This window comes from Providencia sp. PROV130 (genome assembly GCF_028482225.1).
Taxonomy (GTDB): Bacteria; Pseudomonadota; Gammaproteobacteria; order Enterobacterales; family Enterobacteriaceae; genus Providencia; species Providencia rettgeri.
Window position 1 is genome coordinate 170,229 of the sequence record NZ_JAMPQC010000010.1, and the last position, 12,874, is coordinate 183,102.

General features: G+C 37.9%; 14 protein-coding genes. 8 read left to right on the forward strand and 6 right to left on the reverse strand.

Annotated features, from left to right (window positions below):
• Positions 1-45 precede the first annotated feature (45 nt).
• The 6 genes from PSF28_RS08140 (at position 46) to PSF28_RS08165 (ending at position 5,799) form a co-directional block, all read left to right on the forward strand.
• A complete protein-coding gene (locus tag PSF28_RS08140; RefSeq protein ID WP_210837580.1) occupies positions 46-651 on the forward strand; it encodes a DJ-1/PfpI family protein in 606 nt (201 codons plus the stop codon).
• A 440-nt stretch (positions 652-1,091) separates the two neighbouring features.
• Positions 1,092-2,069, forward strand: coding sequence for a DUF1852 domain-containing protein (locus PSF28_RS08145; protein ID WP_210838840.1), 978 nt, complete (start codon positions 1,092-1,094; stop codon positions 2,067-2,069).
• Positions 2,070-2,098: 29 nt separating this feature from the next.
• Positions 2,099-3,130, forward strand: coding sequence for a methionine synthase (locus PSF28_RS08150; RefSeq protein WP_004254558.1), 1,032 nt, complete (start codon positions 2,099-2,101; stop codon positions 3,128-3,130).
• Between the two features lie 171 nt (positions 3,131-3,301).
• Positions 3,302-3,649 (forward strand): HNH nuclease YajD, encoded by a 348-nt coding sequence (yajD, locus tag PSF28_RS08155; protein WP_210838838.1) that lies wholly within the window; start codon positions 3,302-3,304, stop codon positions 3,647-3,649.
• 185 nt (positions 3,650-3,834) lie between these two features.
• The gene (locus tag PSF28_RS08160; protein ID WP_272684887.1) at positions 3,835-5,100 is read left to right on the forward strand and encodes a M24 family metallopeptidase; all 1,266 of its coding nucleotides are present in this window, start codon (positions 3,835-3,837) and stop codon (positions 5,098-5,100) included.
• Positions 5,101-5,121: 21 nt separating this feature from the next.
• Positions 5,122-5,799 (forward strand): CerR family C-terminal domain-containing protein, encoded by a 678-nt coding sequence (locus PSF28_RS08165; protein ID WP_210838835.1) that lies wholly within the window; start codon positions 5,122-5,124, stop codon positions 5,797-5,799.
• A gap of 30 nt (positions 5,800-5,829) precedes the next feature.
• On the opposite strand, the gene PSF28_RS08170 is transcribed toward PSF28_RS08165, so the two are convergent.
• Both PSF28_RS08170 and pdxR read right to left on the reverse strand, forming a co-directional pair.
• Positions 5,830-6,411, reverse strand: coding sequence for a YebB family permuted papain-like enzyme (locus tag PSF28_RS08170; protein WP_210838833.1), 582 nt, complete (start codon positions 6,409-6,411; stop codon positions 5,830-5,832).
• Positions 6,412-6,505: 94 nt separating this feature from the next.
• Positions 6,506-7,993 (reverse strand): MocR-like pyridoxine biosynthesis transcription factor PdxR, encoded by a 1,488-nt coding sequence (gene pdxR, locus PSF28_RS08175; protein ID WP_210838831.1) that lies wholly within the window; start codon positions 7,991-7,993, stop codon positions 6,506-6,508.
• A 103-nt stretch (positions 7,994-8,096) separates the two neighbouring features.
• Between pdxR and PSF28_RS08180 the strand changes: the two genes are divergently transcribed.
• Positions 8,097-8,555 carry a GNAT family N-acetyltransferase gene (locus PSF28_RS08180; RefSeq protein ID WP_247605410.1) on the forward strand — a complete coding sequence of 153 codons (459 nt, stop codon included), beginning with the start codon at positions 8,097-8,099 and terminating at the stop codon, positions 8,553-8,555.
• Positions 8,556-8,653: 98 nt separating this feature from the next.
• On the opposite strand, the gene PSF28_RS08185 is transcribed toward PSF28_RS08180, so the two are convergent.
• The 4 genes from PSF28_RS08185 to PSF28_RS08200 all read right to left on the reverse strand — a co-directional run bounded on the left by PSF28_RS08185 (position 8,654) and on the right by PSF28_RS08200 (position 11,594).
• Complete coding sequence (locus PSF28_RS08185; RefSeq protein ID WP_210838827.1) at positions 8,654-9,202, reverse strand: NADAR family protein; 549 nt, start codon at positions 9,200-9,202, stop codon at positions 8,654-8,656.
• Positions 9,203-9,301: 99 nt separating this feature from the next.
• On the reverse strand, positions 9,302-10,024 hold the full coding sequence (locus PSF28_RS08190) for an amino acid ABC transporter ATP-binding protein (protein WP_109912194.1): 723 nt from the start codon (positions 10,022-10,024) through the stop codon (positions 9,302-9,304).
• Complete coding sequence (locus PSF28_RS08195) at positions 10,011-10,760, reverse strand: amino acid ABC transporter permease (RefSeq protein WP_272684888.1); 750 nt, start codon at positions 10,758-10,760, stop codon at positions 10,011-10,013. Before PSF28_RS08195 ends, PSF28_RS08190 begins: the two co-directional genes overlap by 14 nt.
• Before the next feature lie 66 nt (positions 10,761-10,826).
• On the reverse strand, positions 10,827-11,594 hold the full coding sequence (locus tag PSF28_RS08200) for a basic amino acid ABC transporter substrate-binding protein (RefSeq protein ID WP_210838826.1): 768 nt from the start codon (positions 11,592-11,594) through the stop codon (positions 10,827-10,829).
• A gap of 294 nt (positions 11,595-11,888) precedes the next feature.
• Between PSF28_RS08200 and PSF28_RS08205 the strand changes: the two genes are divergently transcribed.
• Positions 11,889-12,803, forward strand: a complete 915-nt coding sequence (locus PSF28_RS08205; protein WP_210838824.1) for an AEC family transporter — start codon at positions 11,889-11,891, stop codon at positions 12,801-12,803.
• Positions 12,804-12,874 lie beyond the last annotated feature (71 nt).

Genomic DNA, 12,874 nt, shown 5'->3' on the forward strand with positions numbered 1-12,874 from the left:
CTGTTTAACTCTAACTTGTATTAGTAAGAGTGTAAGGGAAATTAGATGAAAGAAATAGCGATTATCGCTTTCGATGATTTTACAGATATCGATTTATTTTTGATGTGGGATATTTTGGGGCGTAATCAACAGGATTGGCGTGTGCGTATTTTAGGCGCAACACCAACAGTTTATTCTGCTCATGGATTAACCGTTACGGTTAATGGTGCGGTGAGAGAAGCCAATACTGCCGATGCAGTTTTATTTAGTAGCGGTAAGATTGGTATCCCAAATGCTTTAATCAATCCTAATTTTTTACCTGAGTTACATTTGGATCCAAAACGTCAATATATTGGTTCTATCTGTGCTGGTGCATTTATCTTAGATGAGCTGGGTTTATTACCAGAACGTGCAGCAACAACTCATCCTGATGCACGTGAAGGCCTTGTAAATAGAAAAATAACCCCTATTGATCATCCTCTTGTATGCCATGGAAAAGTTGCAACTGCGGGAGGCTGTTTATCTTCCGTATATCTTATTGGTTGGCTGATTGAGTCTCTATTTGGTAAACAGAAACGCAAAGAAACCTTGAGCCATGTCTTACCTGCTGGACAACAATTAGAATTTGAAAATTTAATACAATCAACACTAAACCAAGCCAAACATAATTAACTTCTTGTTGGTGGTGCATAAATAATGTGCCACCTTTTATTATTGTAGTTAATGACTTTGACTGTATCACCTAAATATTTTTCATTGTATTAAATAAATTTATTTCACTAACCAATGTTTAAGTCTTCATGTCGAATATTCATCCCCTCTAGGAAAGTGTCCATGAAATAAACTTAACATAATGAATTATAATACAAAATAATATTTCTTGGTTCTCTGTCACATAATTAAAGTAAGTAAAATAGATGATCATGAAAATCGTTCATGTTTGAAATGAAATTAAGTCGCTTTCACTCAATCAACAGCTCTGGCATAAATTAGATAACGCAAACGAATTAACGTATTTACAACATAAAAATTGATGAATGGACAACTAAAACTTCTAGAAAATCAAGAAGTCAATTGAGTTTCCATCTTGGAATTTAGGGTGTGACGAGACGATGAACAAAAATTTTACATTTACGATTAAAAGTAGTCTTTTTGACGAAAATTATAATCCTTCTGAAAATACACGTATTACAACTAACTTTGCTAATTTAGCCAGAGGGAAAAATCGCCAAGAAAATTTGCGTAACACGCTTGTCATGATGAACAATCGTTTCAATACATTAGCATACTGGGATAACCCTAAAAGTGACCGTTACTCTATCGAACTTGAAATTATTTCTGTTGAGATGAGTGTTGAAGGGAATAGTAATACCTTTCCTGTGATTGAAATATTGAAAACCAATATTGTTGATCACAAAACAGGCGAACGTACTGAGGGCATAGTTGGAAATAACTTTTCATCTTATGTGCGTGATTATGATTTTAGTGTTTTATTGCTAGATCACAATAAAGACCAAGCAAACTTTAGTATTCCAGAAAATTTTGGTGACTTACATGGGAATATCTTTAAATGTTTTGTTAATTCTAGCGAATACAAAACCCATTTTAGTAAGGCACCAGTCATTTGCTTAAGTGTCTCAAATAAAGATGTTTATCATCGTACGGGTAATCAACACCCTGTATTAGGTATTGAATATCAGCAAAATGGGGCTTCATTAACGGATCAATATTTTAAAAAGATGGGATTACAGGTTCGTTATTTCATGCCTCAAAACAGTGTTGCACCGCTGGCATTTTATTTTACGGGAGATCTGCTGAGCGATTACAGCAATGTTGAATTAATTAGCACGATTAGCACGATGGAAACATTCCAAAAGATTTATCGCCCTGAGATTTACAATGCGAACTCCGTTGCGGGATCATGCTACCAACCGAGTTTGACGAACCAAGATTATTCATTAACAAAAATTGTTTATGACCGCGAAGAACGTAGCCGATTGGCTATTGAGCAAGGGAAATATACGGAAGAACACTTTATTGAACCCTATAAGCATATTCTAGAGCAATGGTCTGCTAACTACGCGCTTTGATTAATTATAAAAATTTAAGGTCAATTATTATGAAAACATTATTACCAACATCTACCGCGGGTAGCTTACCAAAACCTTCTTGGCTTGCTGAACCTGAGACGCTTTGGTCTCCTTGGAAGTTGCAAAATGAAGAACTCATTGAGGGAAAACAAGACGCATTGCGCTTATCCCTTGAAGATCAACTGCGTGCAGGGATTGATATTGTTAGTGACGGCGAGCAAACCCGCCAGCACTTTGTGACGACATTTATTGAGCACCTCAGCGGTGTTGATTTTGCAAAGCGTGAAGTGGTTAAAATTCGTGATCGTTATGATGCGAGTGTGCCAACAGTGGTTGGCGCGGTTGAACGTCAAAAGCCTGTTTTTGTCGAAGATGCTAAATTTTTACGTAAGCTAACGAAGCAGCCGATAAAATGGGCGCTTCCTGGACCGATGACGATGATTGATACCCTGTATGATAATCATTACAAAAGTCGTGAAAAATTGGCGTGGGAATTTGCTAAGATTTTGAACCAAGAGGCAAAAGAGCTTGAAGCGGCGGGCGTTGATATCATTCAGTTTGACGAGCCAGCTTTTAATGTATTCTTTGATGAAGTTAACGATTGGGGTGTAGCTGCACTAGAAAGAGCGATTGAAGGGCTAAAATGTGAAACCGCGGTTCATATCTGTTATGGGTACGGCATCAAAGCCAATACAGATTGGAAGAAGACGCTGGGTTCTGAGTGGCGACAATATGAAGAGGCTTTCCCAAAACTGCAAACCTCGAATATCGATATTATTTCTTTGGAATGCCATAACTCCCATGTTCCAATGGATTTGATTGAGCTTATTCGCGGTAAAAAAGTGATGGTAGGAGCGATTGATGTGGCAAGTAATATCATCGAAACACCAGAAGAAGTCGCCAATACGCTACGTAAAGCACTGCAATTTGTGGATGCAGATAAACTTTATCCATCAACAAACTGCGGGATGGCACCGCTATCTCGTCGTGTCGCTACTGGTAAACTCAATGCATTAAGTGCAGGTGCTGAGATTATCCGTAGAGAATTGTTGAATAAGTAATCTAAGTATAAATTAACGAATAAAAGGACCCAGAATTGATGAGGTGCCCTATAAAGTTGGGACTTCATGATATCTGGGTTTTTTGTTGCTTTGAGTTTCTTTTTTTGCTCTTACTTGAGGTATATTAGGCGTATTATTTCAAAATTACTATCTTCAATAGGAATATTGGCAATGGCTTTGATCCCTAAAAACTATGCGCGATTGGAAAGTGGCTATCGTGAAAAAGCGCTTAAGATTTATCCATGGGTTTGTGGACGCTGTACCCGTGAGTTTGTGTATTCAAATTTGCGTGAATTAACGGTTCACCATATCGACCATGATCATACTAATAACCCTGAAGATGGCAGCAATTGGGAACTATTATGCCTATTTTGCCATGATCACGAACACTCAAAATATACTGAAGCAGACCAATACGGAACAACCGTTATTGCTGGTGAGGATGCTCAAAAAGATATTCCAGCGGCAACCTATAACCCTTTCGCTGATTTACAATCGATGTTAAATAAGAAAAAATAAAATTTTATAGCAAATTCAGTTGAATATAGTTAAAAGCACTCTTTAGAGTGCTTTTTTGTGCGTATTTGAGCGTGTGTTCATCATTCTAGATGAGCACAAAGTGTTCATTTAATGGTTTGACAAATATGCGTATTACATCCAATATTTAATTCATTCAAATGAATTAAATATTAAAAGGATCGTATATGAATATAGCAACCATACCTCGCCCATTTACCTTTGAAGAACGTGATAGAAGATGGAGCATTGCTCGAACAATCATGCAACAACATGATCTTGAAGTATTAATGGTTTATGGAGATAGAGAGTCAGCCGCCCCCGCGCCATTTTGTATTGACCATTATTTTACCAATGACCGTTTAGGTTCCGTAGTTATTTTCCACCAAGATAAAACACCTTTAGTCGTCACTTTTGCACCGATGATGGTCGCTGACCATATGCAAGCGAAGATTCGTGGCGACCAGCAGTGGATCTCTCCAGAACAGATTATTGTGGGTAAAACAGGGCGAAATATTGCACAAGTATTAGTTGATTTAGGTATTTCAGCGAATGCAAATTTGGGAGTAATTGGTTTAGAACCTTACCCACCATTTTATTTTGATGGTGCGATGCCATATAACACCTTATCAGGAATAAAAGAGCGATTACCCCATCTGAATATTGTTCCTGTTTATCGCTCATTTTTCCAATTAGCCTCAGTGAAAAGTGCGGAAGAGCTTGAGCATGTGAAGCATGCCGCCATGATAGGTGAGGCTATGAGTGAAGCGATGCGTACTACGGCGATTGTAGGGAATTCAGAGGCAGATATTGCTGCGGCAGTTACTGCAAAATGTTTGTCGATGGGGGGATTTACTGCAGAGATCTTGATGGGGTCAGGACCTGAATATATTGGTTGGGGCCAACCTGCATGGCAATATCGTTCACAACATCCACGTAAAATTCAACAAGGAGATATCGTTTTAACTGAAATATTTGCATTGTATGGGATGTACGAGACTCAGCACCAAGCCGCTGTTGCCGTGGGAAAAGTCCATCCAAATATTGAGAAAGCAGCGGCTGTTGCTCGTGAATGTTATGAAATTGGTGTTGAAAACCTTAAAGAAGGTGTTACTTTTGGGGAAGTGGTTGATAAAATGGAACAACCACTTTTAAAATCAAAGGGGTGGCATGTGCATCCTTTGATTCATAGTATTAATCCTTATGGGCCAATAGGTTTTGGAACTGCACCGGGGATTGAATCTTTACCAATTGCTCAAAAATATCGACAATTGGAACGGTTGCCGAATCCAGGTAGAGAATTGGTGTTACAAGCCGGTATGACATTTGCGTTTGAGCCCAATTGTGCATTTGGTCACCATCTTTGTAATTTGGGTGGAACAGTCGTTGTGGGTAAAGAGCAGGGCGTTGAATTGAATTATAATTCAACATATCTTATGCGGGCGGATAATTAATTCACGGAATAACAGCGGAATATGACTGATACCAATAAAAATACCCTTTCTTCGGAGTCAACCAAAGATAAGCTGATTAACGAAGGGATCAAGCAATTTGCTCTTCATGGTATTAATGGTGTAAGAACTCGCCAACTAGCTGAAAATGCAGGCGTAAATCAATCTGCGATCCCTTATCATATGGGAGGGAAATTAGGTGTATATGCCGCTGTTATTCATAAAGTCGCAACTGATTTATCATTAGCAAGTAACACTCTAGCGTTTGATACGCTATTTGCTGATATAACACAGCAAGAAATGATAAATGCAGAGCAAATAAATCAATTGGTATGTTTGTTAATAAAAGGGCTGGGAAATGCGTTGTTATCACCAGACCATGAATTTTATTCCGTGTTGATCCTTCGTGAGCAATTAGAACCAACAGATAATTATGATGTCATTTATCGTGATTTTATTGAGCCTTTTCATAAGCGTTTATCAGGGATAATTCAACTTGCGAGTTCAGTTGATGAACAAACTGCGATTATTCAGGCTCATGTGCTAATTGGCCAAGTATTAGGCTTTGTTGTTGCACGAAAACCACTCCTTAAACGCTTAAAGTGCGAGCAAATCGATAACGCATTATTAGCGGATATTTTGCAACAAATCAGTTTAATGGCCATGAAGGCGTTAAGTTTTCATGATATTAGGCCTACATGATAATAATAACAAGTTTATTGCCCACATTGTTTAATGAATATCCTCATGACTACGATATACGAGTGATAATTCAGGGTGATGCCATAAACTCGCTGGAGTAACTGTTTTACGATCCCATGGTATTTGGCCAATAAACCAAAGTTTCCAAAAATTTAATTTGGCATTCGGATTTTTAGTTAATAATTCCTCAAATGTTTCAATTTCGCCAATTTGGATTGATAAAGCAGATTGGTAAATATCAAAAACAAACTTAGAGCAAAACTGCCTAGGTGAATTGTAATTAAACCCGGTGTGGTAAAATTTGTTTAAGCGAGCAGGAACTTCAGCGATTAATGCAGATTTTTGTTCATGGGTTAGTGTATGAGTCAATCGACGTACGCTGTAACGGTTACCAGATGAACGGGAAATAAAGCGAGATAAGGTTGTCGTTGTTGAAAGCGGAACCCGACTTTCTGCAATCAAATAGTCTTCGCCATTATGGCCGACAATCATGCCAACATGGTTACTCCAACATAAAGATGCTGAGGCTATTTGGCGAAATAATTCGGTCCCAATACTGGTAAAGACAACATCGCCAACTTCGTACTCATGGGGATAATTTATTTTTGTCATAAAAGTACCTCAATATAAACAATGCTATTAAGGTACAGTTATAAAGATTAGAAAAATTCCTAGCTATCAGATAAAAGCTGAAAATCATTTTTGTTTAACTAGGGTATATTTTATTCAATTGATCGCTAAGTAATTTTACGTTGCTAATTATCTCATTTTCACAATGAGCGGCGTAGCCAAATAGAATCGCATTTTGGTGAGTACTTTGAATGCAGTAACGCGATAGCGGTTGTGCGCCAAAGCCTAACAGACGGCATTGGTTAAGGATCAGGTTAATATCATAACCATCTTTAACCCAACAAACGGTATGAATGCCTGAATCTGTCATTTGTACATCAAATAAATGCGGGAGATAATGGTTGATGGCATTGATAAACGTATTTTGTCGGTCGTAACATATCTTTCGTATTTTTCTGACGTGGCGTGCATAGTGGCCTTCTTGGATAAATTGCGCTAAAGCAGCCTGTTCTAAATAACTACAGTGGCTATCACTATAATATTTCATCATGGTGAATGCCTCACTCAGAATTTCTGGCACAATTAAAAAGCCTAAACGAAAACCGGGATACATCATTTTAGAGAATGTCCCTGCATAAATAACACGTTGATGATTATCTAAGCCTTGTAAGGCTTGAATAGGTTTTGATAGAAAACGAAATTCACTGTTATAGTCGTCTTCAAAAACCCATGCATTATTTTGTTGCGCCCAATCCAATAATGCTAAACGTCTCGGTAAGCTGAGGGTTGTGCCGAGAGGAAACTGGTGAGAAGGCGTGGTATAAATTAATTTTGCTGTTTCATGGTGTTTTGCACCGTATACAATATCCATTCCTTCTCTGTCAGATGGAATTGCGGCAATCTCAGCACCTGCCGCGGTTAAAATAGCTCTTGCACTATCATAGCCAGGGTCATCTAACCATACTTTATCTCCTTGCTGTAATAAGACTTTTGCAGCTAAATTAATGGCTTGCTGTGTTCCATTGACAATAATAATTTGTTGCTGTTTACAATGAACTCCGCGAGTAGAACGAACGTAATCGACTAATAAATTTTTTAGCGGTGTATATCCATCAGGGTGATTAAAATGCGTAATTGTATGTTTGGATTTACGCCAAACTCGGCCTAATAATCTACCCCATAATTCATGTGGAAATTGGTCAACACAGCCAATACCAATATTAAACATTGAGTTCTTATCGGTATTCGGTCGTGAGTTTTTCCATAAATTTGTTAAAGTAGAAACTCTAGGGTTCAGATTTAATGCAGGGTATCCAGATTGGTCACGCTGTTTAGTGCTACTTATGGTGCCAACTAATTCATCAGGAATATGGGGCGAAACATAAGTTCCTGAGCCTTTTTTCGAATAAAGATACCCTTCATCAATTAATCGTTCAAACCCAGCAATGACTGAATTTCGCGAGATCGACATCATTTCTGCTAATGCTCTGGAAGAAGGCAGTTTAACACCGACAGCAATACGTCCATCTAAGATAGCGTTGCGTATTGTGTGATAAACATTTTCCTTAATGTGTCCATCTTCAAGTAAGAGTAATGGGAACTGCGCATGTTGTTGGCGTCGCATAAAGTGGTTCCTAAATAAATAACAAAAGTGTCTCTTATGCAGAGCCAGATTGCTATGTACTATAACTCCATTATGTAATATGTCTACAAATGGAATGGTTATTATGAGTAAAACAGCATTATCAGTTACCGTAGAATTTGTTGCTCCAGAACATTATCCAGCATGGTTAGTGTATTGGCTGGAATATCAAAAATTTTATCAAGTAGATTTAAGCGAAGAAATTACTTTAAAAGCATGGGAGCGCTTTTTTGATGACAATGAACCGATGTATTGTGCGGTTGCGCTTGAAGATGGAAAAGTTGTTGGTTTTGTAAATTATTTATTTCACCGTTCAACATGGGCAGAAAATGATTTTTGTTACCTAGAAGATTTGTATGTGACACCAGAAATGCGCGGGCGACATGTAGGAAAACAATTAATTGAATTTGTACATACACAAGCGAAAGAAAAACAATGTGGCCGCTTATATTGGCATACACAGGAAACCAACTTACGAGGCCAAAAGTTATATAATTGGGTTGCAGAAAAACCAGGGGTAATTGAATATAGAATGCCTTTGTAATAAAACGTAGTAGCATATCCTATATTCAGTAACATATTGATAGGCCCGCTGTTTAGTCACAACGGGTTTTTTGTTTTTATCGGAAAATAAGCAAAAAATTAGAGAGTTAGATTGGCTAACTGACTTCTAACATCCATTAATGCAAAACCGAGCAGATTTAACCCTTTCCATGTTAATGGGTTTTCAATATTTTCAGCATCTTCGGCAAGGCCTATTCCCCAAATTTTATCGACAGGACTAGCTTCAACCAGAACACGTTCGTTTGTGGCAAGTAAAAACTGCTTAATTTCTATATTTTGAGAAAATTTGGCCATATTCGCCGCAACAACAATGGTAAAACGGTTTTCATCCCAAATATCTTGTTTAAACCCACGAACCTCGCGACCAAATGCTTTAGCTGCTCCAGGATTTGGTGCGTGAATAATTTTATCCAATGTTTCTAAATCACCAAATAAGCGTGCTTTTTCTGCCATCATAAAATGCTCTGCGCTAGCAAAACGGTGATTATCGACAATAAATGGGGAAGGGTACCATTGGCTGAAACAGCTTTTTGTAATTTGGTTTTGCTTGGTTTGGTGGCCCCAGAAGAAAACATATTTAAATTTTTTTCCTGAGCGGTATTGTTTACAGAGGCTTTTGATATCCATAACTTAAGATTTATTAAGGAGTGATATTCTTAGCTTATCGATAATAAAAAGATTTGGATATCAGAAAAACCTGCTTAGATTGCTAAGCAGGTAAAAAAATTAAAGTACTTTACTTAAAAACTCCGCAGTTCGTGGGTTTTTAGGTGCAGTAAAGAGTTGTTCTGGTGTGCCTTCTTCTTGAATTATGCCTTGGTCAATAAACATAACGCGGTCAGCAACTTCACGTGCAAATCCCATTTCATGGGTGACGATAACCATCGTCATACCTTCATTCGCAAGGGTTTTCATCACAGAAAGTACTTCCCCAACTAATTCAGGGTCAAGTGCCGATGTCGGTTCATCAAATAACAAAATGGACGGTTGCATTGCTAAGGCCCGGGCAATAGCAACACGTTGTTGCTGACCACCGGATAAACTGGCTGGCCATGCATCAATTTTATCTAACAGTCCCACCTTGGTTAGGAGCTGTTCAGCTTGTTTAAGCGCCAGTTCCTTTTTTATTCCTTTCACTAAGGTTGGTGCCATCATTAAATTTTCTAGCACGGTCATATGAGGGAATAAGTTAAAACGCTGAAACACCATCCCCACATTTTCTCTCATTTTATTTAAATCGGTTTTAGGGTCATGAACGTTAAAACCGTTAACTTGTATTTCACCGCCATCTGGGCGCTCTAGTGCGTTTAAACACCGTAAGAAGGTACTTTTTCCTGAGCCAGAAGGGCCAATGACACAAATCACTTCTTGAGGTTTAACTTCGCAAGAAATACCTCTAAGTACATGAGCATCGCCAAATTTCTTTTGTAAATTATTAACGTAAATCACTTCTGCCCAACCTTCTTTCCATATATTGCACCAACTGAGCAAGTATAAATGTCAGCATCCAATAAATCACAGATATCGTTAAGTAGGGTTCCCAATAAGTTGCATAAGCACCGGATACCGTTCTCGCTGCATAGGCGAGATCAGCTAAGCCAATTGCGGATGCAAGGGAGGAATCCTTAACAATCGCGATGGCATTATTTCCAAGCGGGGGAAGGATACGACGAAAAGCTTGCGGAAGGATCACTTTACGCATTGTTTTTGCCCAACTCATACCAAGCGCACGCGAGGCTTCCATCTGCCCTTTGCCCGCACGAAAAATTTCAGAAACATAAGCCCCTGAGTTCAAAGTGATTGCAATGACACAAGATAAAAATGCACCGTAATCGGACCGGAGCATTTTAGCCGTATCAACAGACATAATCCCTGAGGTAACAAATAAGCCATCACGCGGGTTAATAAATAGTGGAACTAAGGCAAAGTGAACAACCATTATTTGAACAAATAGCGGAGTACCACGAAAAGCACTGACATAGAAGCGAACAGGCCACTGTACAAAATAATGTAAAATAGGTTTCCAAATTCCTTGCTCAGCTTTGGCAGTTCTTCCTAAGCCGAGAGTTAACCCCCATAATGAGCCTAAAATAACGCAAATGATGGTTGCTTTTATCGTCATCATTGCGCCTTCAGCAAATAACGGAGCATATTCTTCAATTATTTCCCAACGAAACGCAGACATCTTAATATTTCACCCTGATTTATAACGTGAAAAAGCCATCCAAGGATGGCCTTAAGTTAGATTAAATTATTGTTTTGGTAATTGAGGAACATTTTCATCAAACCATTTCTGGTAAATTTTATTGTAAGTACCGTCTGCAATAATTTTATCTAAGCCATTATTTATTTTTTGCTGTAATTCGCTATTTCCTTTTGCGACAGCAATACCAAAATATTGTTTTTCGAAGTGGTTATCGTAGATCAGTTTGAATTTTTTCTCGGGGTGCGTTTTTATGTAATATTTAATCACACCAACATCACCAACAGCTGCATCAATACCATCTTCAAATAGCTCTTGTAATAAAAGCGGAGTATTGTCGAAACGTTTAATTGATGTGCTGTTTTTTCCGATTACATCAGAAACAACAATGTCACCGGTGCTGGAGTTTACGACACCTACATTCAGGTCTTTTAAGCTATTTAAATTTTTTACATCAGATGTTTCGCTGATAACGATCGCTTGCTCAGCTGGGAAATAGGGATTAGAAAAATCAACCATATTTTTGCGCTTATCGGTAATTGTAATCCCCGAAATTAAAATATCTCTATCACCTGACGATAAAGTCGCAAAAATCCCTTCCCAAGGAGTATTGACAAGTTTAACGTCAAAACCTTCTGCTTCCGCGATGGCTTTAATGATATCAATATCAAAGCCTTCGAGTTGTTTTTGGCTATTTTCATATTCGAATGGACGGTAAGTTCCACCAGCACCAACCGTATAGCTTTCTTTTGCGTAAACATTCCCGGCGAAGGCTGCCAATGACATACAGCCAGCAAAAACTAATTTTTTAAACATACCAACCTCTTTAATTATGCATTTATAGTGAATAAAAATACATAATATTGCTGTGGTAAGCAAATGTTTTTATATGCCTAAGTGAGATAATTTTAGGGTTCAGTTTTTGTGTGGAAAAAATATTTATTTAAATATAAACAAGAGATCATCAATTAAATCTTGATTGATGCAAAAATGAATGGGAGAAAAGCCAAATATTGAAATAGAGCTTTTTTTACCTATCCGTCACAAAAACTTAACGATAGACTGATTAATATACTTAATTAAGACTTCGATAAAACAGATGACGTTCTCATGGATAAGATTTTATTAGTTTTATGGCCATTATTTGCTCTGATTGCAATGGGATTTGTATTACGTCGTTCGACAATAGTTACCACTGATTTTTGGCCGAGTGCTGAAAAGTTAAATTATTTCATTTTATTCCCTGCATTATTAATTAACAGTTTAGCAACAGCACCATTGGATAACCCTAAATTACCCTATTTAGCGAGCGCCATTCTGTGTGTTTTAGCGATGAGTTCCGCGTTAGTTCTTGGTTGTAAATATTTATTCAAAATACCTATCCCACGATTTGGTGCTCACATCCAAGGAATTACGCGTTTTAATACTTATTTAGGGTTGGCCATTGTTGCAGATTTATTTGGTAAAGAAGGCATTGCTATCGCTGCAGTCATTATGGCTGTTTTAGTACCAAGCTGTAATGTCATCGCTGTACTTTCATTATCTTCTGGGCAACAAGTCTCCGTTAGGCAAATTTTATTACCGATCATAAAAAATCCATTAATCATTTCTTGTGTTGTTGGGGTGTTATTAAATATATCGCCTGTCGGGTTACCGTTTGGCTCCGATCAATTTTTAAAATTACTCGCAGCCGCTAGCTTACCGTTAGGCCTAATCTGTATTGGAGCCGCATTACAAACCTCAACGCTGAGAAATGAATTTAAACCCATCATGACATCGACATTGTTACGCTTACTTCTTATGCCTATTTTAGCGGTAATAGTGGCGGGTTTATTTTCATTGCCAAACCTTGAAACAACCTTATTAGTGCTATTTTTTGCTATTCCCACTGCACCAACCGCTTATATTTTAACGCGCCAGTTAAATGGAGATAGTCAGTTAATGGCCGGTATAATTACCTTACAAACCGTGGTTGCTGTGTTCACATTACCCATTGTTTTATCTTTTGTAGTACATTTATCGTGAGTACATTAATCTCGATATATTTTGCAACTATCACACTGATACTCTATGTTATCGGAGATGATTTTATCTGA